The sequence below is a fragment of the Herbaspirillum sp. SJZ099 genome, assembly GCF_007828355.1.
GTDB lineage: Bacteria > Pseudomonadota > Gammaproteobacteria > Burkholderiales > Burkholderiaceae_D > Herbaspirillum.
On record NZ_VIUO01000004.1, the window covers coordinates 121,068 to 142,294 of the forward strand.

At 61.6% G+C, this 21,227-nt stretch carries 20 protein-coding genes; 13 read left to right on the forward strand and 7 right to left on the reverse strand.

The window, feature by feature from the left end:
• Nucleotides 1–20 precede the first annotated feature (20 nt).
• The 5 genes from FB597_RS10725 to FB597_RS10745 all read right to left on the reverse strand — a co-directional run bounded on the left by FB597_RS10725 (nt 21) and on the right by FB597_RS10745 (nt 8,950).
• On the reverse strand, nt 21–1,652 hold the full coding sequence (locus tag FB597_RS10725) for a ShlB/FhaC/HecB family hemolysin secretion/activation protein (RefSeq protein ID WP_144769526.1): 1,632 nt from the start codon (nt 1,650–1,652) through the stop codon (nt 21–23).
• Between the two features lie 270 nt (nt 1,653–1,922).
• The gene (locus FB597_RS10730) at nt 1,923–3,281 is read right to left on the reverse strand and encodes a hypothetical protein (protein WP_144769527.1); all 1,359 of its coding nucleotides are present in this window, start codon (nt 3,279–3,281) and stop codon (nt 1,923–1,925) included.
• A gap of 587 nt (nt 3,282–3,868) precedes the next feature.
• Nucleotides 3,869–6,517 (reverse strand): hypothetical protein, encoded by a 2,649-nt coding sequence (locus FB597_RS10735; RefSeq protein ID WP_144769528.1) that lies wholly within the window; start codon nt 6,515–6,517, stop codon nt 3,869–3,871.
• Between the two features lie 266 nt (nt 6,518–6,783).
• Nucleotides 6,784–7,473, reverse strand: coding sequence for a hypothetical protein (locus FB597_RS10740; protein WP_144769529.1), 690 nt, complete (start codon nt 7,471–7,473; stop codon nt 6,784–6,786).
• Between the two features lie 91 nt (nt 7,474–7,564).
• Nucleotides 7,565–8,950, reverse strand: a complete 1,386-nt coding sequence (locus FB597_RS10745) for an aminotransferase (protein WP_141911912.1) — start codon at nt 8,948–8,950, stop codon at nt 7,565–7,567.
• Between the two features lie 127 nt (nt 8,951–9,077).
• Here FB597_RS10745 and FB597_RS10750 point away from each other — a divergent pair, with 127 nt between their 5' ends.
• The 4 genes from FB597_RS10750 (at nt 9,078) to FB597_RS10765 (ending at nt 12,560) form a co-directional block, all read left to right on the forward strand.
• A complete protein-coding gene (locus FB597_RS10750) occupies nt 9,078–9,824 on the forward strand; it encodes an SDR family NAD(P)-dependent oxidoreductase (RefSeq protein WP_144769530.1) in 747 nt (248 codons plus the stop codon).
• Between the two features lie 60 nt (nt 9,825–9,884).
• Nucleotides 9,885–10,790, forward strand: coding sequence for a hypothetical protein (locus FB597_RS10755; RefSeq protein WP_144769531.1), 906 nt, complete (start codon nt 9,885–9,887; stop codon nt 10,788–10,790).
• Between the two features lie 73 nt (nt 10,791–10,863).
• Nucleotides 10,864–11,427 carry a hypothetical protein gene (locus FB597_RS10760; protein ID WP_141911919.1) on the forward strand — a complete coding sequence of 188 codons (564 nt, stop codon included), beginning with the start codon at nt 10,864–10,866 and terminating at the stop codon, nt 11,425–11,427.
• 725 nt (nt 11,428–12,152) lie between these two features.
• Nucleotides 12,153–12,560: a type III secretion chaperone CesT gene (locus FB597_RS10765; protein ID WP_141911922.1), complete on the forward strand. Its 408-nt coding sequence runs from the start codon at nt 12,153–12,155 to the stop codon at nt 12,558–12,560.
• Between the two features lie 156 nt (nt 12,561–12,716).
• Here FB597_RS10765 and FB597_RS10770 read toward each other — a convergent pair whose 3' ends face one another.
• On the reverse strand, nt 12,717–13,127 hold the full coding sequence (locus tag FB597_RS10770; protein WP_141911925.1) for a hypothetical protein: 411 nt from the start codon (nt 13,125–13,127) through the stop codon (nt 12,717–12,719).
• 262 nt (nt 13,128–13,389) lie between these two features.
• Between FB597_RS10770 and FB597_RS20250 the strand changes: the two genes are divergently transcribed.
• The 8 genes from FB597_RS20250 (at nt 13,390) to FB597_RS10795 (ending at nt 19,165) form a co-directional block, all read left to right on the forward strand.
• On the forward strand, nt 13,390–13,542 hold the full coding sequence (locus tag FB597_RS20250) for a hypothetical protein (RefSeq protein WP_183405771.1): 153 nt from the start codon (nt 13,390–13,392) through the stop codon (nt 13,540–13,542).
• 108 nt (nt 13,543–13,650) lie between these two features.
• Nucleotides 13,651–13,860 carry a hypothetical protein gene (locus FB597_RS10775; RefSeq protein ID WP_141911928.1) on the forward strand — a complete coding sequence of 70 codons (210 nt, stop codon included), beginning with the start codon at nt 13,651–13,653 and terminating at the stop codon, nt 13,858–13,860.
• 51 nt (nt 13,861–13,911) lie between these two features.
• The gene (locus FB597_RS20255) at nt 13,912–14,085 is read left to right on the forward strand and encodes a hypothetical protein (protein ID WP_183405770.1); all 174 of its coding nucleotides are present in this window, start codon (nt 13,912–13,914) and stop codon (nt 14,083–14,085) included.
• Nucleotides 14,086–14,376: 291 nt separating this feature from the next.
• Nucleotides 14,377–16,104, forward strand: a complete 1,728-nt coding sequence (locus tag FB597_RS10780; RefSeq protein ID WP_144769532.1) for a hypothetical protein — start codon at nt 14,377–14,379, stop codon at nt 16,102–16,104.
• Between the two features lie 62 nt (nt 16,105–16,166).
• Nucleotides 16,167–16,760, forward strand: a complete 594-nt coding sequence (locus FB597_RS10785; protein WP_144769533.1) for a hypothetical protein — start codon at nt 16,167–16,169, stop codon at nt 16,758–16,760.
• A gap of 59 nt (nt 16,761–16,819) precedes the next feature.
• Nucleotides 16,820–16,975 (forward strand): hypothetical protein, encoded by a 156-nt coding sequence (locus FB597_RS20260; protein ID WP_186442771.1) that lies wholly within the window; start codon nt 16,820–16,822, stop codon nt 16,973–16,975.
• A 59-nt stretch (nt 16,976–17,034) separates the two neighbouring features.
• Nucleotides 17,035–18,606 (forward strand): class I SAM-dependent methyltransferase, encoded by a 1,572-nt coding sequence (locus FB597_RS10790; RefSeq protein ID WP_144769534.1) that lies wholly within the window; start codon nt 17,035–17,037, stop codon nt 18,604–18,606.
• A gap of 133 nt (nt 18,607–18,739) precedes the next feature.
• On the forward strand, nt 18,740–19,165 hold the full coding sequence (locus FB597_RS10795; RefSeq protein ID WP_255463926.1) for a hypothetical protein: 426 nt from the start codon (nt 18,740–18,742) through the stop codon (nt 19,163–19,165).
• 18 nt (nt 19,166–19,183) lie between these two features.
• Here the strand turns inward: FB597_RS10795 and FB597_RS10800 are convergent, their stop codons facing one another.
• Nucleotides 19,184–19,948: an RNA polymerase sigma factor gene (locus FB597_RS10800; protein ID WP_255517142.1), complete on the reverse strand. Its 765-nt coding sequence runs from the start codon at nt 19,946–19,948 to the stop codon at nt 19,184–19,186.
• Nucleotides 19,949–20,055: 107 nt separating this feature from the next.
• On the opposite strand from FB597_RS10800, the gene FB597_RS10805 reads away from it, so the two are divergent.
• Complete coding sequence (locus FB597_RS10805) at nt 20,056–21,219, forward strand: hypothetical protein (protein ID WP_144769535.1); 1,164 nt, start codon at nt 20,056–20,058, stop codon at nt 21,217–21,219.
• The last annotated feature ends 8 nt before the right edge of the window (nt 21,220–21,227 follow it).

Consider the following 21,227-nt stretch of genomic DNA (forward strand, 5'->3'; position numbering starts at 1 on the left):
GAGGGGCGATCGGAGGGGAGTCAGAAACTCTTTGCCAGTTGCAGCCAGAAGCGCGGCAACTTGTCGGGTTCGGAAGTGGCCGGCAGGCCGGTGCGCCAGGCCAGCGTCGCTTGCAAGCGGTATCCTTGCGGGTGGCTCCAGCGCGTTCCCAGTCCGACACCGGAAAGATTGCGCAGGTTGGCGCCATCGCTGGCCAGCGGGCTGTGGTTCAGGCGTCCGCGCGCGGCATCGGCAAAGGCAAACGCCTGCCATTGGAGGGCCAGCGCGCGGCGCAGCTCGACGTTGAGCATGACGGCGTCGTCGGCCGGGGCTTCGCCGGAGGGGTAGGCACGCACGGCGTAGGGGCCGCCCATCGAGAATTTCTGTGCCGAATCCAGATTGCCTGCGGCATATTGGGCGCTCAGTTGAAGCAAGCCCTCCCATTGCGATCCCAACGCCTGCAGCCGGGTGGCCTGCAGGCTGCCATAGGAAAAACGGCCTTCGGTACGGTACCCGACCCGGTCGTCGGCGATATCCGCAGCGGGCAGTTGCAGACGGCCCAGCGTCACGCCCAGCAGTGCCCGACTTTGCCCGCCGCCCAGCCAGCCGTCAGCGCTGTCTGCCGTCACTGCGGTAGTGGCGGTATCGATGCGTTTGTTACGACGCGAATCGATGAGGCCGATGCGATCATTGAAGCGCTTGGTTTCCAGGCGCAACTGCAATCCCACATTGAGGCGGCGGCTGCGTACCAGTGGATAGGCCAGGACTGCAGATCCCAGCCGCGCGCTACCGGATGCATCGAGCCGTGAAAAGTCGGCGCCCACCCGATACGCCATGACCGCATACGAAACATTGACGGTGGCGCCGGCCGCGCCCAGAGGCAACTGGTAAGCCAGGCGGCCGTAGTTGAATCCGCTGCCGGCGCTGATGGCGTTGAACTGCAACTGGTCGCCGATGCCCAGCGGATTGTTGAGTGCCAATGCCGCATTGGCATGCACGGCGCCCGTGTAGCGATTGCCGTGGTTGTCCAGGCTGACTTCGCCTTCGGCATTGCGCTCATCGGCCACCTGCACTTCGAGGTCGGTGCTGCCCACCGAGCTGCCCGGGGTCAAGGCCGAGCGCAGCGCCACGCCCGGCAGGTCGTTGATCAGCAGCAGTTCCCGTTCCAGCCGGGTGCCGACCAGCGGCAAGCCCAGGCCGATCCGGTCCAGTCGTTGCCGCAGCGCGGCGTTGTCCATCCGTGATGCGTTATGCAGCCGGATTTCGCCCAGACGTCCTTCCAGCACCCGCAGACGCACCAGGCCCTGGTCCAGTTGCTGGGCAGGCAGATAGGCGCGCGCCAGCAGGTAGCCATGTTCGCGGTAAAAGCGGGTGATGCGAACGGTGGCTTCATCGAGCGTGGCCAGGCTGCGCTCCGGGCCGACCAGGTCTTGCAACAGCCGGGCCAGGAGGTCTGGTGAAAATGCCATGGCGCCTTCGATACGAAAACCGCTCACGGAAAATCTTTCCCGACCGATGTCTGCCGGCAACGGTGCGGCGCCGAGCGGCGCTTCGGCCGGCAGGCTCTGGTTGCCCGGCGCGACCAATGGCTGCGCCGGGCGCAGGTCGCGTAGCAGTTCGCCGGCGCCCGGCAGGCTCTGTCCGTGGGCCGCCGAGGCGGCCAGGCTCAGCATCGGGCCGATGGCCCATAACGTGCGTCGGAACCTTTTGCGATCATCCGCACGCAAGCCGGCGGACCACTCCCCTGTTGTGTTGATTGAGGCAACCACGTCGCTTCCCCTTTTTATCGCCGGGCGAGAAAGCCTGGCTGTCGACACTGCCGGTTTTGTTGCGCCTGTTTATTCAGGGCCGGCGCGTCGAGGCGCTGGCGTGAAAATACTGTAGGACAATTCGCCAATCGAATGTCTCAACATTCCTCACGCCGGGGAACCGATGTAAAAGTGCTATCGCACGGCACTGGAGGGCGCCGGACGCGGCTGGTCGCATTCCTCGAACACCAGGTCGACATTGGGATGGGATGGCGTGCCTCCCGGCAGCCAGCGCAGGCTTTTGACCGCCATCCAGAGATGCAGGGAGGCAATCCACTCGCTTTCGCTATGGGCATGACGCGAGATTTCTCCGGTGCGATGGGCAACCTTGCAGCGCACCTTGATATGGACGTTGTAATTGCCGCGCAGCGTCCAATAGCTCACGTTGGGGTTATCGCTGCAACTCATGGGCGTCGGTTGCCTGAAGACGACTCCCGGGACGTAACCAGCCCGAAAGAGTTCTTCTTCGCTCAACCGCACTGCTCGCAGCAGGGTGATGAAACCGTCAGCATCGGGATACATCGTGGAACTGCTGGTGCGAAGGTTAGCAAGTCCCGAAACGAACGTCTTGAAGTAAGGCGCGAAAGTGTCGATGACCTCAAGGTTTTGCTCACGCAACGCCTGGTTCAATTCATTGGAGCTGACGGTATAGGTGCGCACCGCAATCATGTCGCGCAGGTCGCCGTCGATGCCGTCGTTCCGCATCGCCTCCTCGACTTCTTTTGCATATTGCTCATACAGTTTTCGGCATTCTGCGGGTGGGGTGTAGACCATCTTGTGGCGCAGGATGCGACCGCTTTCGAACAAAGCGCGAAAGTCCTCGCGGTCCTGTTCGCTGGCACGGTAGCCGGGTGAGATGCCAAGATGGGCGAAGACATCGAACACAGGCCCATCGTCCCCGGCTGCGCGCCGTGCAAACTCCCGCACGATGCGCTGGCGCTGCGGCTCGAAAAGGATATTGCGGGTCTGCTCGTGGCGTTGCTCCAGTTCGGTATGATCGTCCGCCGGGGCCTGCATATGACGATCGTTGATCAGGTCGAGATAGCGGCTTAGTGCCACATGCAATTGCGGCGTCAAATCCTGGCGTAGACCGATGTCGCATCGCTGGTACTGGATGAGCGTGGCTTCCAGGTGCGACAGCAACAGTTGCGGTGCTTGTGGCGAGTCGTTATCGACCGCCAGGCTCTGTTCGGCATGGGCAAACAGCGGTTTGGCGAAATCGGTGCCGTCCAGTCTGTCGGATTCGATCAGTTCTTCCTTGATAGCATCCATTGCCCGACGCAGCTCGACAAGCGCATCGAAGTTGGGCGAGCGCCCGCATTGCAGATAGGCATGTATGGCCAGTTCCATCTCTTGCTGCTGCAGCGGCGGCAGCGTCTCGAACAGCGCACGGATAGCCTGCGGCCGCGGCGCCGGCGCCGACTGGACGACGGCCAAGGACACGTCGGCAGATCCGACCGGAGGGGTATTGCGGATAGGTATGGAGCGGAACATGTTCGAGCCTCCAATAAAAAACGGCGCCCGCGGGCGCCGTCATCAAGTTCAGTACATGCTGAAATAATGTTATGGATAGACGCCGAACAGGTCGTCGACGTCGTATTTCCGGTGGGCGCCGGCAGCAGGGGCCGGGTTGCCTGGCTGCGCTTGCGCTGCAGCCGTGTAGTGTTGATCTTCCTCACGCGAAGCGTCAGGCAAGACCGGCGATGTCGTCTGCGGTTTCACTTTGCTCCTTTGATCGGTGAGTCTGGCTTGTCTGGTCCGGCCGTTGCGTTCCCCCAAGCCTTGCGAACAAGGGGCCGGTCTCTTGCATGTTTCGGCCAATGCCGGGGAACAGGCCGCGGCGATATTCTGCCGCGGCCGGATGCGCTATTAGGGTCAGGCGCCTGACCAGGTGGCGCGGCCTTCTTCTACTTGCCGCCGAACGGAGCGCCAGGTGAACGTGGCTGTTCGGCGGGAAGCGCGGTCATCGGTCCGGAATCGAAACGGGGGGATTTCTTTTTCGGAGACGCCGTTCGACAACAGGTTGAAGAGTGTCGCGCTTGCCATGTTCATGAATGTCGCCAATGAAGAAAAGGTTCCGTTCAATCCAAGGCCAAATCTGGCGCCAGCGGTGGAAGATTATTCAGAAGATGGCGCTGGCGCAGCACGACCTTCAGTTTCTCCCGATACCATTCCTTTTCCATCGTGGCCAGTGCCGTCATGGCTTCGCGCACGGTTTCCTGTGTGCCAGGAGGCGCGTCGGCATCGAACAACGCGTCATCTGCCTGATCCTGCAGTTGTTCCCGTTCGGATCGCATATTGCGGAAATCATCCTGGAACCGGCGTCGAAGGATCGTCTCTACCGCAGTGTTTCCTTCGAATTCCTGGAGGAAGTCATCGCTGCCGTTGCGAACATGGCGCCGGATCTCCTTGAGGGCATACTCCTTCTCCAACGGATCGATCGAATACATGGCCCCATAAGTGCTGCGTCGCGCCGATTCCACCAGATGGATGCCTTCGCCGATCAGCACCGGCGCCAGCGCTGCATACATTTCGAGGCTTTCCGAGGCCGAATTGTCTATCGTGATGTCGTTGTTGGTTGTTGAAGTGCCGAAGATCATGCTTCGAACTGAACTGAACAATGTCGTCCTGGCACTGCCTCTGGTGCGCGTGAAGTTGGCCTCGGCCGCCTGTTCCAGCTGTTCGGCAAAACTCTCGGGAGTAAAATTGGCCCGCGTTGCAGGTATGTTGCCGCGTGCCTTGCGCGCATTGGCCAGATAGGCTGCCATGTTTTCTACGCGTGGCTGCAGGAAAACGCTTTCTATGCTCTCGAACAGCTTGCGCGGAGGCATTTCGCCGTGTTCGATCTTGCGTTGCAGGATGGTCTGTTCGACTCGTGTCAGGCCGTAGGCCACACGATCACCGCAATGCGTGACACCTTCGGCCGCAGCAGAGTCGCAATTGCGCAGCAGATCGGGATCATCGGTGCTGGTCAGGTAGGAGGTGAGCGCTTTGACTCGCTCTCGATGGCCCGGCGCCGTGTCTGCATGGCGGTTGTCCTCGGCATAAGCCAGGCCGGCCAACAGCAGACGCAAGTTGGGATGATCATCCGCTGTCGCCATTTTCTGCGTCAGCGCCAACGGCACTGTATCGCGATAAAAATCTTCGCCGCTGGTGCGTGTCACATGGGGGGTATGACGGGATGACCACCGCGTATGGGCATGCTCAAGCGCCGTCAGCTGGGTACCGTCCAGCTGTGCATTATTTCGGGGATAGGCGACAACCGGGTTCTCCATAGGCCCGGGTGATGCAGAGCGCGGGAGGACACTCCCGGAGTCCGCCAGCCACGGGTCCTGATTGATTTGTTCGGTCGAGAGACGGGAGAAGATCTGCGCCAGTTCTTCGTCGTGTCCGCCGTGCGTCTGTTGGGCGCCGGGGTGTTGACCTGTGCCGGTGGCAGGCGTGTTGTCCGCACCGGAGGTCTGTTCGGCCATGGTCAGGATTTCTTCGAACGCCATGCCGCCTGCCAACAGGTTGCCGCCATAGGCCAGTACATAGGTCCTCACGGTGGCGCTGCAGCGGGCAAGACGGTCGAGCGCTTCCGGCGCCAGCCCGATGGCCAGGAACCCTTCACGTTCAGCCGACGTGAGCGAATTGGCCGAAGGCGTCGTGCGCCTGCGTGGCTGCTCCTCCAGCTGCACGTGCCCGCGACGGGGAGAGCTACCGTCCACGGCCGGCGCGACGAGGCGTTGTCTGAGCGCCATTTCCGAGGTGCTGACTCGCCGCGGCGGCGGCAACGTCGGCTGGATGGGGGGGCCGATGATGGCGGCGGGACGAGCTGTCCGATGCGGGGCATAAGCCGTGCCCTGTTGCGCCCTCGACGATACCGCGTGTGCCTGGCGCGGAGTCAGGTCGGGGCGCAGTTCCGGACGAATCGCCTGCTGCCGGATCTGCACCGAATTGTAGCCGCGCTCGTGCAACTCTACGCCGTACACCACGACATAACGGCGCTCATCGTTGGGGCGGTTGGCCAGCAGCATCATTTGCAGGGGCGAAAATCCGGTGGCGCGCAGTCGCATGCCATGGCTGAGGATGAACTCCCGCTTGCTATCCGACATGATCGCCAGGTCGTTCATGTCGATGGGCGTAAAGCCCATATTCCGCAGAGAGCGGGCCTTTTGCGCCACGAAATGGCGTTGGGCGGGCGCCAGGCGTGCCGTTCCAAGCATGTCGCTGGGCGTGAACCGATGTTCGGCGAGCCATGTTGCATGACGCATCACAAACCGGAACTGGGCGTCGGGGCAGTTGCCCAGGCGCTGCCGGTCTGCATGACGGAATCCGGCAGAGCGTAAAAGAGTTATCTCGTCCGTGGTGTACTCGAACTGCAATGGGTCCGGGGCGGCAGAGCGAACGAAGAAAGGGTTGTGGAGCAGCGTTGGAGGGGCCTGCAGATAGTGGCTTGGCGGCGGTAACGGCGCCAGCGGCGTGAAAGGATTTTGCTGTTCAGACCTGGCAGACGAAGGCGTAAACCTGGCCGAAAGCCGCTGGTATTGACTACTGCCGTAAAACGTCGCATCCGGAGGCGTCACGCGCCTGTGCACCGGGCGCGCGACCGGTCCTGCATAGTCCTGAACCGAGGGGTTGGCATAGGGAGCCGGGACAACTGGATAGGCTGGGGCTGGACTGTTCGGGTAGTTCGTGTGGTAGCCCGGGATATGCCCATTTGGATACGGGAAATTGTTTCTTTGCATGATATGGATTCCTGCTGTATGGCTTCGCGCAGTCGCGCGGTGAACCGGAGAAAGTGGCCATCGGGAACCGAACGGGTCAATGGCGCGATATATTCGTTCGATGAAAAGACGCACGATGCAATATCGACCGGTGCGTCGCTACACGCGGCGCATGGCGCCATACGTGTAGTAGCCATCTGTCTCCGGGAGCGGTGCGCTGGTTCCAGCGAACACTATGAAGCGCTTCCGGCCGCAGAGCCGGATTCGATGGAAGGCGGAAAATCGATTTAATGCAGCGCGCGCTGGCGCGGCCCGTGCAAGGTCGAAAAATGCCAGACGCCGGTATCCGGCGAAAATACAGCGCACTCGTCGCCGCCGCCGGTTTCCTTCCACATCGCGTGATAGCGCCGCACACTTTCCATGGCTGCGCACGCCAGCGCATTGCGCGCGCTTTGCGCCAGTTGCAGATCGCTCCAGCAGGCGGCTATCCGCACCTGGCCGCTGTAGTGCTCGCCGCCCACGCGATCCCACCACTGTTCGACGAAGTCCAGCACCTCACGCTCGATGTGCAGCTGCGATAGGCCATGCAGCGTATGTGCCAGGCGCACCGGCACCGGCAACAACGGTGTGATCAGCATCTGCTGATCGTCGAGCAGAAGGTCGTTGGTATCCGATGCGAAGAACCCCAGCGCCAGCATCAACTTGCGTTGCTGTTGCGGTTGGCCGGACATGATGCGGTCCAGGTCGATGTTCTCCAGCGGAGCCCGTTGCCAGCCCGGCAGGCCAAGCCCCAGCAATTGCTGGCGATAGATCTCGGCGTCCAATGCCGAGGCAAAGGCCAGCACTCCGGCCTGGTCGCCGTTGCGGATATAGAACGTCTTGTGGCTCTCTTCGCCGGGCAGGCAGCCGTCGGCGGCTTTTACCAGTCCCCACAGGCGGGGTTCGGCGCGATGGTCGGAATAGGTCGGATCTAACATGATGGACGCTCCCCGCTTGCGGTTGATGTATGGCGGCCATACCGTGCGGCCGGTATACATGAGTAGCGCAGCGGCAACGTCGGGTTCCAGGCTACATCACTCCGGCCGCGCGCGCGGTGGCGTCCACCGCCACGGCCAGTTTGTCGACCATCCATTCCAGCTGGGCGCGGGTGGCGATCAGGGCCGGCGCCATGATCACGCGCGCGGCCGACGCACGGATGATCAGGCCTTGCTCCAGTGCCTGCTGGGCACAATAAAAGCCGACTTCGGCTTCGTTGACGAAACGGGCCTTGTCGCCGGGGTTGGGCGAGAGCTGCAACGCCGCGATCATGCCGCTGCCCTGAATTTCGCCCACCAACGGGTGGCCGTCGAATTGCTCGCGCAGGCAGTGCTGAAAATAAAGGCCGGTTTCGTGTTCGACCTGGCGCACAAGCCCGCCTTCATCGAGCAGGCGCAGGTTGGCCAGCGCCACCGCTGCGGCAACCGGATGACCCTGGTAGGTGAAGCCGTGGGCCAGGACCCCGCCGTGATCTGCCATGGCTTCGGCCATGCGCCGTGACAGCACCAGGGCGCCCATCGGAACGTAGCCCGAGGTCAAGCCCTTGGCCAGCGAGATGGTGTCGGGTTCGAAGCGGAAGTGCTCGTGCGCAAACCATTTTCCGGTGCGACCGAAGCCGCCGACGACTTCATCGGCACATAACAGCACGTCGTACTGGTCGCAGATACGCTGGATTTCGGGCCAGTAGCTGTAAGGCGGATAGATCATGCCGCCGGCGCCCTGGAACGGCTCGGCGACGAAGGCGGCAACGTTCTCGGCCCCCAGTTCGAGGATGCGTATCTCGAGTTCGTGCGCCGCGGCCTGGCCGAATTCGTATTCGGTGAGATAGCCGTCATAGCCGTACCAGTAGGGCTGGGCGATATGGCTGAATCCTGGCAGCAACGCGCCATCCATGGCATGCATGGATGGCATGCCGCCAAGCGAGGAGCCGGCCAGCGTCGAGCCGTGATAGCCGTTCTCGCGGCCGATGAAGATGCGCTTGGATGGCCGCCCGGCGACCTGCCAGTAGCGCCGCACCACGCGCATCATCGTCTCGTTGACCTCGGAGCCCGAGTTGGCGTACATCACCCGGCTATAGGTGCCCGGCAACAGGTCGAACAGCTTCGCCGACAGCTCCGCCACGGCGGGATGGGTGGTATTGAAAAACTGGCCGCAATAGGAAAGATCCTTGATCTGGGTCGAGGCCGCCTGCGCCAGTTCGCGGTTGCCATAACCGACGGCGGTGCACCACATGCCCGACATGCCATCGAGGAACCGGTTACCCCGATCGTCCCACAGATACAGGCCCCGGCCGCGCACCATCACGCGCGTTTGCGCGGGGTCGATGTGAGCATGGTCTTCGTACGGCAGCAGATGGCGGGTGGTATGGATCTCACGGTAATCTTTTTGGGCCAATGCGTGCCCGATGAAATGATTCATGATTGTCCTGTCGGCGAGAGCTGATACATGGGCGATGCGCGGCGCGCGGCGCCGCACTGACAGCAGATAGGTGGAACGTCGGCAGGGCCGGGTTCCCGAACATGGCAACGTTGGAACAGGAGCGGCATTGAAGGCAATCATCACCGGTCACAGTCGTGGCCTTGGCCAGGCGCTGGCGCATGAACTGCTGGCACGCGGCGTGGATGTGCTGGGATTGGCGCGCGGCGCCGCCGCGTCGGCGCAATGCGGGGCCAGGCTGCGCCAGATCAGCATCGACCTGAGCGATACCGGCGCGCTTGCGGCCGTATTGCAAACGCCGTTGCTGGCCGAATTCGCCGACGCCGCGCAGCCCGTGTTGCTGATCAACAATGCCGCCTGCGCCGGGCCGTTGGGTTATGCGGGAACGCTCGGCGCGCGCCAGGTGGCACAGGCGCTGGCGCTCAACGTCCAGGCGCCGCTGATGCTGGCCGAACGGGTGCTCGCGCTGGCCGCGCACGAGCGCCGGATCATGCACATCTCCAGTGGCGTGGGCACCGATGCATATGCCGCCCTGAGCGTGTATTGCGCCTCGAAGGCGGCGCTCGACCAGCATGCGCGCGCGTTGTGGCAGGAGAGCCGAGGGCCTCGCCCCGGATTGCGCGTGGCCAGTGTCAGCCCCGGCGTGATCGATACCGACATGCAAAGCCAGCTGCGCCATGCCGACGGCGCTGCCTTTCCGCTGCGCGGCGAATTCGACCAATTGCATCGATCCGGACAGTTGCAATCGCCCCGGGCATGCGCGCGACGGCTGGTCGAGCTGATGCTGGATCAGCACTATGGCCGGCAGCCAGTCATGGCGCTGCCGCCGCTGATGGAACCGGATCGCCCCGGCTGACGACAGAAAGGCGTTCCCAGCATTTCGTTGCGGTCTCCACCCATTTCAAAGGAAGTCATCGTGGCAATTGTCAATCCAATGACCGTCAGGGCTGCCGGCAGTGCGATATCGAGCGCGCTGGCGCCACTGGCCAAGAGTGTTTCCAGTCAAATCTCGCGGCATTCTGCGGTGTTTCGCAATGTCAATCCTGCCAGCGCGGCGAAGGCGCTTTCCGGTAATCCCAGGATGAGCGCTGCCATGCAGAACGTGATGCCGAGGGTCCGGAGAATGATGGATTTGATGCGGAATAACCCATCTTTCAAGAAATTGTGCGAGCAGGCGGAAAATTATGTGAGAGAGCACGGTCTGTCGCATATCAACAGCGCACGCGACGAACAGAAAAAGGAATTTCGCAAGACGTTGTTCCCGCCTGGCGTGCACTCGCTGTCGCGCGAGATCTTCAGTGGCAATACCAGTAGCATCAGCGCCATGGTGGGGCAGCAACGGTGGCACGCGATTCAGGTGGCGGGTGAGAGCCACAGGGTCACGCAGACCGAATGGTCAGGTCCCGACAAACGTGGCTTCCAGCGGTGCAAGACATGGGAGCCCGCCCAGCAGAAGACCTGGGATTGGATCAGGAATTCCAATGGCCATATGCTCGCCATGGATGCCGGAAAGCCGCTTGAGGGCGGGATTAGGCAACACCAGGCATTTCTTTATCCGGCCGCAGGCGGCCAACCGGTGCCCAGGACTTTGTATACCGATGCCGACGGCAATATCATGCCGACGCCGGGGCGAGCCGGGACCAACGGACAACACGGTGAAAGCGCCGTCATCAAGAGACAGGAAGCGAGGCCCGCCGTGATCGAGGAGATCGATGACGATGTGCCCGCACAGCAGACAAAACCCAAGCAGATCGAGCCCCCGCCATCGTTCTCACAGGAGCTGGTACGCCGGCCGCCTGCGGCCGGAGGGCGCGCTTCCTGAGGCCAACCATGCGTTGCGGTCGTATCGGCGCAGTGGCGTCTCAGGCCGCGATGCGCACACGATAAGGTAAATCATGCAAGATAATGACGTGTCCGGTGAGCTACCGGACAACATGGCTGCGATGCTGGAGGAGCTGTTTTCTTCCATGAAGCGCCCCCTCCTGGAGGCCGGGGAGGATGAGGCGGGCGACCTGGCCGCGGTGCCCGCGGCGCCGTTGGCGGCGCTGCCTGAACCCGGGCCGGACGAGGCGCTGATGCGACCGGAGGTATTGGCCGGAATGATCGGCGATCCTCGCTTCGCTGACGATTTCGAGCGTCTGCGCAGCGAGGCAGAACAGGGTTTCACGGCCCTGCTCAACGACGCGCAGCAGTGGGTGCCGGTCGGCGTTTCCAGCGCCGTGTCCGGTAACCTGAGAATGGGCGCCGCGATGGAGGTGCGAGACCTGATGGCGGCTTCGCGGCGCAATCTCGCCGGCTCCGGCAGCAATCATGACGAACGCCGCCTGATGGCGCAGTATCTCGCCGTGGCGGGCATCCATAACTTCAATGAAATTGGCTGGGATCCGGCAAATCCGGTGTCCTACGCCGAAGAGGGCGGCAACCTGCTATCCGTACTGCTGTCATCCCCTTCCGTTTGAGCGGCATGCCATTCCCTGATCGGGTGTGGCATTGCCCGGTATCGCATCGTTTCCCTTACCGCCACGTCTGCGCCGCGTCACGTCGCATCCCCGGTACTGTCTCTCGTCCGCTTCACCTTCGATGCCATCCTGTGGGCGCCAGTCGCATGTCCGGCCACGTCCGGGCCGGGTCTTCGCGTCGACGCCATGGTGGATGCCGCCGGCCATTCCTGTCGACGTCGACCGAACGAGCGTCGGCCCCTGTAAAGGCCCGATAAAGCCCCACAGTCGCTCCACCAGGCGCGCACAGTGTCGGCCTGCTGTGCGATCTGCCGGCGCCGCCGCGCGCATGCACAGAGGCCATGTCCGCCGCCTGCGTGGGCAGACACGAAGGGCAATTGGCGGGCGCCCGATTGCATCATCGATCATCGGCGTTTGCGGAACTAACATTCATTGCGTTACGACAGATAGGTCCCAATCACCCTTTTAGGAGAATCATTATGTTGCCTGCTCTGCCTTTGCTGAAGATGCTTCCTGGCGTGGACCTCGCTATGAAAGCTGGTGAGGCTGTCTTAGGTGGTGGTGAAAAAAAGAAGGAAAACACCGATATCCAATGATGTCGTGAGGTATTCCCGTCTCGGTGCGCGCCGGGGCGGGATTTTTTTTGCGCAGGCTGAATGCGCAACGCGCGCCTGGCGCCCATTGCGGCGCTCCTTATGCCAGATCAATAAGAAGAAAGAAGGGGTATGTCGATAGAACGCTATCGGGCCTTGGTAGAGCGGCTGTATGTCACGCTCGGTATCGATGCCGCACCAGGGATGACACAGGCCGCGCATCTGAGCATCGACGGCATCGAATTCCACCTGTTCCACGGCGGTCTGCTGGCGCCGGACAGCGTCATCATGCATTGCGTCTTCGGCGTATTGCCGGTGGCCTCGCGCGAGTCGATATTGCTGCGCCTGCTGCACACCCAGAGCCGCCTGTTCGGCGTATGCGCGCCAGTGTTTTCACATGACGCGTCGAACGATCGCATCACCTTGATGTGCCGGTTTCCGCTGCAGGACGACGAGCAGGCGCGGTCTACCCTAGAACTGCTGCAATTCTTTTCCGCCATGGCCAAGCGCTGGGGCGCGGATCACTTCATCGAACGCTAGCTGCCATGTCGCGCCGCACCTGGTCAGGTGTGCGCTTTTTCTTGCCGTTTTTCTGCCGTTTTTCCGGCCTCAAATGCACATGCCCCGCGCCAGGCGGGGCATGTCATCGCGCATGCAGCGGGCGCCGCCTGCCGGCGGCTGGCCCGATCCACGATATCAACCGCCGCTGATGTCGGCGTCCTGTTGGCCAACGCTTTGGCCTTGCAATGCACCCTGGATGGCCTTCAGGTCTTCCGGCTTCATGCCCATCAGGCCGGCCAGTTTCTTGAGCTCTTCGTCGGAGATGGTGCCATCCATCAGTTTCTTGAGCAGTTTTTCCCGTTCGTCGCCGGCTTCCGGACCGGCGCCCGACGCTTCGTCCGACTTGGCGCCCTTGTTGAGCATCTCCTGCAGGATGGCGTCTTTCTGCCATTGGGGAGTCTTCGGATCCAGCAGGCCTTTCATCAGGTCTTCGTTCGACTTGCCTTCCAAGCCCTTTTTGAAACCGTCGATCTGACTTTGCGAAGGCGTGTCGTTATTGGTCGGAACGCCGGATGGACCGCCATTGAAACTGATATTCATGCTCATGCTAAATCCTTACGAGAAAAATGTTAGGGGAAAGCCGGGGACTGCCATCGTGGGTGACAGTGGCCGGACACAAAGTTCCGCCATCCGGCAATTCGAAACTGCAATCCGGAAAATCCCCATACGGCGGGACTGCAAGAAAAGCCGCCGCATTTGTTGAAAACAGGGTGGAACTGTCATTCGGGTCGGTTCCACATAAGGTGGACCGCCCTGGTGAAGGTGCAGCGCGGTATTTGTTAATTTTCTTATCTTATTGGAGGTTTCTATGAGTATGCAGACCGCAGCTTCTGGCGCCGGTGCGTTGAAGGCGACTGGCGACGTTTTGGCGACTAATGAAATGAGTGGCATGGTCGATGCGGCCAATGCTTATGCGAAGTTTGATAAGAAGGGTCGCGACTACGCGTTGCAGCTCATCTAAAGAGTTGCTTTTTGAGGGCGGCGCAGACGGATTGCAGTTGATCCGCTTTCGCTAGCCTCGCCAGAGGCCGCCCTCGTTTATTTTTTTCCTTGCAGGAGATTTCTGGTCATGGCCACATTTCAAAGTCAGATGAACGGCGCCCAAACATCGGGCAATCCCACGCTGCGTCAAGGCGCGGTCAATTCGTCGGTGCAAAGTGCCCAGGCGGGCTCGGAGCAGGCCATGGAATTCCAGCTGTGGGTATCCCAGCAAGCGACTTCGTTGGCCAAGCTCAAGGTGTTCAGCACCATGGCGAAGAACATCAACGATCAGCAATAAGGCACTGGATGCGGCGCATCCCATGTGTCTGGTTTTGTTCATGAGGACATCATGCAGAATTCATTCGACTCATCCGTGAACACACGCGGCCAGATCCGCCGTGCCGCATCGGACGCAGCCAGCACGGTGCGCGCCACCAACGAAGCCGCGACCGACGTGGACAACGTCAACGTCTTTGCCAAATTCATGAAGAAGGCTGAAGAGACGGCGCAGGCCGCGATCTGAGGTGCGATGCCCATGCCGCGCCCGGCTTTCCCCACTGGGGAACGCCGGGCGCTTGTCATGGCTGCATACCGATCGCCAAGGGAGCCGGATGTCGGCTCGCCGGCGACATCGGGCGCGCCGGTACGCGCGCCGTAGGTAGGCCGGAACTAACGAACTCGCCCTGTCACTCAAGAAACGAGTCCGCTATCCCTGGTTTTTCGCACGTCGTCGACAGGCAACGGCGAGGTCCGCAGGTAACGCGCGGTAGCGCGGCGCCATTGTAGTTCGAGCCCTCAATTTTTGGAGATCAGTATGTCGACAACAGTCACCATTACCACCACCCAGACCTACGTGACCGATGGCCCTACCGGCAACCCCGGTAACTACAGGCCAAGTAATGGAAACTCGCAGGAGTATTGCGATATCCACCTCTTCAGCAATTCGTCGCAACAGCAGGATAGTGCTTTCCTGGACAACCTGAACATCCCGGATGTCCTCAAGAACATCCTGCGCGAACTGATGGGGCAGGCACGCGCGAATGGAAATGGTAGTAGTGGGCTGCCGTCGGAATCGGGCGCCGCCAAGACCATCAACCAGTTCCAGAAAGATAACAACATCGACCTGCTGTCGTCGAAACAGGTCCAGCAAATGGCCGAGACCGGCTATTTCACCGATAAGGACGGCAACACCAAGCAGGTTCCGCCCGAGGTGCAACTGGCCGCCGTGAAGATGATGGACAACGGCGGCGAATTGTTCAAGAAGCTGGAGTCGGCCCACAACGGCAAGCACGATGGCCTGCTGAGCCAGGTCGACTACAGCGACGCGCTCCAGGATGGCAGCCTGTCCAATGTTCCCGGCCAGGGCTCGGGCCAGTATCAGCCGGGCCTGCCGATGGATTTCATCCTGCAGGCGCTGATGAACGGCCACGTCACCAAGGACCAGCCGGACGACTACGACGCGGCCAAGACCATCAACCAGTTCCAGAAAGATAACAACATCGACCTGCTGTCGTCGGAGCAGATGCAGCAGATGGCGCAGACCGGTTATTTCACCGACAAGGACGGCAATACCAAGCAAGTGCCGCCCGAAGTGCAGGCGGCGGCCCAGGCGTTCATGGATAACGGCGGCGAGTTGTTCAAGAAACTGGAGTCGGCGCTCAACGGCAAGCACGATGGCAAGCTGAGCCAGGTCGACTTCACCGAAGCGGTCAAGGACGGCACCATCGCCGAAGGCTACGGCAATGGCAATGGGTATGGCAACGGCCAGGGCAACGGTTACGGCAATGGTTCGCCCTTCCAGTTCGGGCAGGGCAACAGTTTCAATTTCGATCCGTCGCAGTTTGGCCAGGGTAACAACCTGCCATCCGATTCCAGCGCCGTCGATACCATCCAGAAGTACCAGAAGGACAACAACATCGGCCTGCTGTCGGTCGAGCAGATGCAGCAGATGGCGCAGACCGGCTATATCACCGACAAAGATGGCAACACCAAGCAGGTGCCGCCTGAAGTGCAGGCCGCTGCACAGGCCTACATGGCCAATGGCGGCGAGCTGTTCAAGAAGATCGAAGCAGCCACCGACGGCAAGCATGATGGCCAACTGGGCCAGGGCGATCCGGACGAGGCGCGCAAGGATGGCACGCTGGGCACCGGTAATGGCAATGGTTACGGCAACGGCCAGGGCAATGGTTACGGCAATGGCCAGGGCAACGGTTATGGCTTCGGTAATGGCAATGGACAAGGCAATAACCTGCCAACCGATTCCAGTGCGGTGAACACGATCGAGCAGTACCAGAAGGACAACAAGATCGATCTGCTGTCGTCGCAGCAGATGCTGCAGATGGCCCAGACCGGCTACTTCACCGACAAGGACGGCAACACCAAGCAGGTCACGCCTGAAGTCCAGGCAGCCGCCCAGGCCTACATGGCCAACGATGCCGAGCTGTTCAAGAAGATCGAATCGGCCCATACCGGCAAGCATGACGGCCAGTTGAGCACGACCGACGCCCAAGATGCCGTCGAGGACGGCACCGTGTCTGCCTGACGGCGGCACGGCTAGAGTAGCGCGGCCCGGTGAGCCGGGTCGCGCAGCATGAGAGAAGCACAATGATCAGCGCAATCCGACCCACGTTGGCAACGGTGACGTACGCATCAAACGCCCGGTCCAACGCCAATTTTTTCAAACAATACGGCGCCTATATGGACGCCCGGTATTCGCCTGCCAATACAGATGCGCCAGCCGAATCACCGGTCAACGATCAGCCCCGAAAGCCATCGACGCTCGTGGTGTTGAATCCGAGATACATAGGCACGATCGGTAACAAGCTTTACAAGTCGCTGCAGTCGTCCGGAAGCAGGAGCGCCCGCAGCCACGCAGACATGTTGCGCGCGCCCCCGATGGCTGCCGCAGAAGTGCCGCCACTGCAATCGATGACGCATGGCGACAATGCCATCGATGCGATCCATCAAGAAGTGCCAGCGGACAATCCGATGCAAGCACAGCTTGCGCACCGGACCAGGATTCCCGGTGCCGCGACGACACCGGCGCAAAAGCAGGCCCAATCCGTATCGAGCGCCCCGGCGGCGACGATGGGCAGCGACACCAAGCGCGCTTTGCGCGACAAGGAACGGGTGATGGTGACCCTGCTGAAGGGCTTTTCCCCGGCATACCACCAATTCATGGGGCCGTATGCGGCATAAAGAGGCATACATGCAACGGGTCCAGGAAATCGGCAATTTTTGACAAAAGGATGAATGCGATGAAAGACGATCTCCCATTTGGCAATGACTTTTCCCTTAGCGATCCTTTCGGCGTCGACTCGCCGTTGCGACGTGCGCTGACGGCCAGCGAAACCGGGGCTGACCTGGACGAACACTTTCACTGGCACCGCATCCGGCGCATGCCGCGCAAGTGACCCTGGCCTGCGGCGAGGCCGTTGGCGGCGACTTTTGACGAATACAACCGGAGAACAAAATGGAGTGGAGTAACGGTTACGTGCACGGCATCGATTATCCGGTGGGTTTCTTCCCCGAACAAAGCCCGGTGCATCTGAGTTTTGCCTGCCTGGCGCAAGGCATCGAGCCGGTGCCGCTGGACGGCGAGTTCACTTACATGGAACTGGGATGCGGACAGGGCCTGACCTCCAACGTGTTGGCCGCGGCCAATCCGCAGGGCCGCTTTTATGCGGTCGACTTCCTCCCAACCCAGGTACGCACCGCCCAGGACATGGCGGCGGCGGCCGGGCTGGATAACCTGACGGTCCTGGAGTGCAGCTTCGAAGCGATGGCCAAGGGCGAGATCGCGCTGCCCCAATTCGACTTCGTCACGATGTATGGCGTCTACAGCTGGGTAGACCGCAAGAACCGCGGCTTCATCGTCGAGTTCCTGCGCCGCCACCTGAAACCGGGCGGCATCGTCTACCTCAACTACAACGCCTTGCCTGGATGGAGTTCGGCACTGTCGCTACAGCGCATGCTGCGCGAATTCGGCCGCAACGACATCTACGGCCGCCAGGCCCAGCTGAGCCAGGGCAATGCGCTCGTGCACTCGCTGGTCGATGGCGGCGCCGCGGCATTTGCCAATGGCAAGTTCAATGGCTTGCAACGCCGATTGCAGGCGCTGGACACCGACGATCCGGGCTACCTGGCGCACGAATACCTGAACCAGGGCTGGGATGCGCTGTTTTCCATCGATGTGATCCAGGATATGGCGCAGGCCAAGATGGACTACGTCGGTTCGGCCGAACTGGCCTATGGTTTTCCGTCGCTCTACCTGACGCGCGCGCAGCAGGACCTGCTGGCCCAGCAGCCCAATGCCGGTCTGCGCGAACTGGTGTGGGACCAGATCTGCAACAGCAGCTTCCGCGAAGACATCTTCGTGCGTGGCGCCCGCCGGCTGACGCCGCGTGAGCGTGACGGCTGGCTGGAACGTTGCGGCATCGCGCTGACCGAAGCATCCTCGCGCATCACACTGGAGCTGCCCCTGGCCATCGGCAACATCCATGCCGATCAGGACACCTACATGCCGATGATCGAAGCGCTGCGCAAACGCCCGCATTCATTTGCCGAGCTGGCAGCGCTGCCGGCGCTGCGCCAGCATGGACGTGGCTTGCGCGAAGTGGCGGCGATGGCGATGCTGTTGTCGGCATCGCGCCAGGCAGCGCCGTTCTTCTTGTCGGCTGCCGGACAGCCGCGCGGCGCTGCCGAACGGCTGAACCGCCTGATCGCCTCGCATTCCGGCGAATCCGACCGTTACCAGGCGCTGGCGTCGCCGCTGCTGGGCAATGGCGTGCCGTCGGGCCTGCTGCAGCGGGTAGCCTTCGACCAGTTATCGCAATCGATGCCGCAGCCGGAACAGTGGGTGGCGCCGATGGCGCTGGCCATTCACCGTCAAGGCACGCACATTCATCGCGGCGGCGTACCGCTGTCGGCGCGCGAAGAAATCCACACCGAATTGCTGGCGCTGGCGCAAGCGATCAGCGAGCAGCGATTGCACGTATGGAAAAACCTGAATATGGCGCCGCATGTGGCGTCTCAACCGGAGTGAAACCGTGGCAAGCAGCCTGATATACACCGCCCACCGGGAAGACGGCCTGAAAGGGCCGTTTTCGTTGTTAGAATGGCCCCATCACGCAGGTGCGCCGCATCGGCAGACAAGTCATTCGGATAGGGTAACGATCTTGCAAGAACAACAAGACGATATTTCTGGGCAGGAAGTCAGGCAACTGCTGCTCGACCTGATGCAGTACTGCGGGCAGGAGCGGGCTGCGCGCCCGGTGCTGGAACTGGAGATCGGCGAGATCCTCACGCGCACCTCGGTGGAGCCTGCCGGGATCGACCTTTACCTGTCGGTCACGGCCACCTTGCCGCCGTGCGACGCGCCGGTCATCGCTTCGATGTCGGCGCCGGCGGCGTTGAGCCAGACCGCGCCAGGGACCTGCGACTTCCTGTGGCATGCCGACGAGGGCCGGTACGTCCTGGTGCGCAAGATTGCGTTGCATACGCTCACCGACGAGCGCGCAGTCATGGACGAAATACTGGTGACTGCCGATCTCGCCGCGCAATGTCTGGACGAGATCCGGCCTCAGCCGCCGCGCCGCCCCTAGGCCGCGCGATCGGCATCATCAGCGGCGTTGCGAATTCTGGGTACTGCGGGTGCTTGTGCGTGCGGGGCTCTGTTCGGCCGTCGCCGTATTGCCATATTCGTTGCGTACTGCTGCGCGCACTCGCGACACGCGTGAACGTACGGTGCCGATGGGGATATTCAGCTGCTGCGCGGCTTCTTCGTAGGTGGCGTCGCCATCCAGCACGGCTTCGAAGGTATTGCGGATATGCGGCGGCAATTCACCGAGCAGGTCATCGACCTTCTGCGCGATCTGGCGCAGTTCGTACAGTTTGGCGGGATCGGCGCTGGCGTCGATCAGTTGCTCCATGAAGTTTTCATCGACCATTTCATAACGATCGGCGCTGTTGCGGCGGACCTGGTTGCGCGCCAGGTTCAGCGCAATGCCAAATAACCAGGTCGATGGCTTGGACAGGCCTGAGAATCGATGCGCGCACTTGACCGCTTCGATGAACGTGTTCTGCACGACATCCTCTGCATCTTCGAAGTTGCCGACATAGCGCTGCACGAATCGCAGCAGGTGGGTGCGGTGTTTGGTATAGAGCGCCAGGATATCGATCTGCACCACCGGCGCCGCGTCGTCGGCGCCTTCCTGCTGCTCCTGGCCGGCATCGGCCTGAACATGCTGCGTCGTCGCGTGCCGGTCTTGCGGTGTGGCCTGGGGCTCGTCTTCATTGCTGCCTTCACGCGATTCCTGCGCGGCAGCCCCGAGGGCGAAACGATGTACGTCGAGCTCCATCGCTTCGAATTCAACTGTTGCTTGCATAGCGTTCTCCTTGAACGAAATACGGTGTCTGGTGGGGTGAGCGCCGCGCTTTTTTCGCATCGCTCGTCTGGCATGGGACGGAAGATAGCAGCGCGCCGGACGGGCACATGCAATCTTTGAACATTCGTGAGACTTTGAAGAATGTTGAGGAATTACGTGATTGCGCATGGAACCGGATCGGTGCCCCAAACCGGCCAACTGCCTCGATGGAACCGCTCACCGCGACGGCACCACCCAAGGGCATCATGGCGACATTCAAATCCTTCAATCCCTCGATATCGCAGCCGCAACCGCAGCCGCAGACTGGCCAGCCCGGCCAGACGGGACTGACGCCGTCGCGCATACTGACCCAGAAGCAGCATCAGCTACGACAGGCGCCGGGCACGCTGGGCAATACCGAAGTCGTGCCGATGGAGTCGGTCGACTCGTCTGCAGGCTGGCGCAACCTGAGCTTCAGCAAGAAGACGCTGAGGCACTTCGTGGTTCCGGCGAACCCGCGCCAACAGCAACGCGAACAGCAATCCGCGCGGCGCGGAAGCAAGGATAAAAGCGAAAAGAAAGAGGGCGAGGAAGAGTGGTCGCTGCTGGATTCGCCGGTCGAGACGGTGGCCCGTCATGCCCCGGCCATGTTCAACCCGACCGCGCTGCTCGAGCGCCAGTTGGGGCAGTCGCGTGAAAAAGATCGCGAAACGCGGGAAGAAGTCGAGAGGCGGATGGCGGCGCAGCCCAGCGTGCTGGACGCGGTTGGCACCATGCTGCGCGCCAGGATCGAGCTCGAAGCGAAGCAGCAGAAACCGGATCTGCAAGCTGCCGATCGATTCAAGGCCGGCAAGGTCAAGAACTCGGTATCGCAGATCCTGAGTTCGCTGGTGCGCAGCCGCATGGGCGAGATCAGGAGCGAATTCAAGAAAGTGATGGAGGTGGCCGAGACCGGCGACCCCAGCCTCGAACCTCCGCGAGCCTTGCGGCGCGAGATGCGGATCATCGTCGGAGCCCCGCGCGACAGCGAAATCGAAACCGAGCTGTCGGTGGCGGTCATGGCGCGCGCGCTGCAACGCAACGCGCCCGATTGCTTCATCGAGATGGCCGACGTGATTTGCAGCCAGATGGTCGGCTCCACGCTGAACCAGGAAAACCTGCGAAAGAATCCGGTACGCAATCGGGGCGCCTATGCGCTGGCTATCTCGGACAGTAAATGTTTCATGCAATTGCGCTCGACCTGGGGCGTGGCCAGGCGGCTGCTGGTGAATCTCTCGGAGCTGAAGCACTGACACAGGGA

Coding starts and splice junctions, on each gene's coding strand:
- FB597_RS10725 (WP_144769526.1), bottom strand. CDS start 1,652: ATGCTGAGCCTGGCCGCCTCGGCGGCCCACGGACAGAGCCTGCCGGGC.
- FB597_RS10730 (WP_144769527.1), bottom strand. CDS start 3,281: ATGTTCCGCTCCATACCTATCCGCAATACCCCTCCGGTCGGATCTGCC.
- FB597_RS10735 (WP_144769528.1), bottom strand. CDS start 6,517: ATGCAAAGAAACAATTTCCCGTATCCAAATGGGCATATCCCGGGCTAC.
- FB597_RS10740 (WP_144769529.1), bottom strand. CDS start 7,473: ATGTTAGATCCGACCTATTCCGACCATCGCGCCGAACCCCGCCTGTGG.
- FB597_RS10745 (WP_141911912.1), bottom strand. CDS start 8,950: ATGAATCATTTCATCGGGCACGCATTGGCCCAAAAAGATTACCGTGAG.
- FB597_RS10760 (WP_141911919.1), top strand. CDS start 10,864: ATGCAAGATAATGACGTGTCCGGTGAGCTACCGGACAACATGGCTGCG.
- FB597_RS10765 (WP_141911922.1), top strand. CDS start 12,153: ATGTCGATAGAACGCTATCGGGCCTTGGTAGAGCGGCTGTATGTCACG.
- FB597_RS10770 (WP_141911925.1), bottom strand. CDS start 13,127: ATGAGCATGAATATCAGTTTCAATGGCGGTCCATCCGGCGTTCCGACC.
- FB597_RS20250 (WP_183405771.1), top strand. CDS start 13,390: ATGAGTATGCAGACCGCAGCTTCTGGCGCCGGTGCGTTGAAGGCGACT.
- FB597_RS10775 (WP_141911928.1), top strand. CDS start 13,651: ATGGCCACATTTCAAAGTCAGATGAACGGCGCCCAAACATCGGGCAAT.
- FB597_RS20255 (WP_183405770.1), top strand. CDS start 13,912: ATGCAGAATTCATTCGACTCATCCGTGAACACACGCGGCCAGATCCGC.
- FB597_RS10780 (WP_144769532.1), top strand. CDS start 14,377: ATGTCGACAACAGTCACCATTACCACCACCCAGACCTACGTGACCGAT.
- FB597_RS10785 (WP_144769533.1), top strand. CDS start 16,167: ATGATCAGCGCAATCCGACCCACGTTGGCAACGGTGACGTACGCATCA.
- FB597_RS20260 (WP_186442771.1), top strand. CDS start 16,820: ATGAAAGACGATCTCCCATTTGGCAATGACTTTTCCCTTAGCGATCCT.
- FB597_RS10790 (WP_144769534.1), top strand. CDS start 17,035: ATGGAGTGGAGTAACGGTTACGTGCACGGCATCGATTATCCGGTGGGT.
- FB597_RS10800 (WP_255517142.1), bottom strand. CDS start 19,948: ATGCAAGCAACAGTTGAATTCGAAGCGATGGAGCTCGACGTACATCGT.
- FB597_RS10805 (WP_144769535.1), top strand. CDS start 20,056: ATGCAATCTTTGAACATTCGTGAGACTTTGAAGAATGTTGAGGAATTA.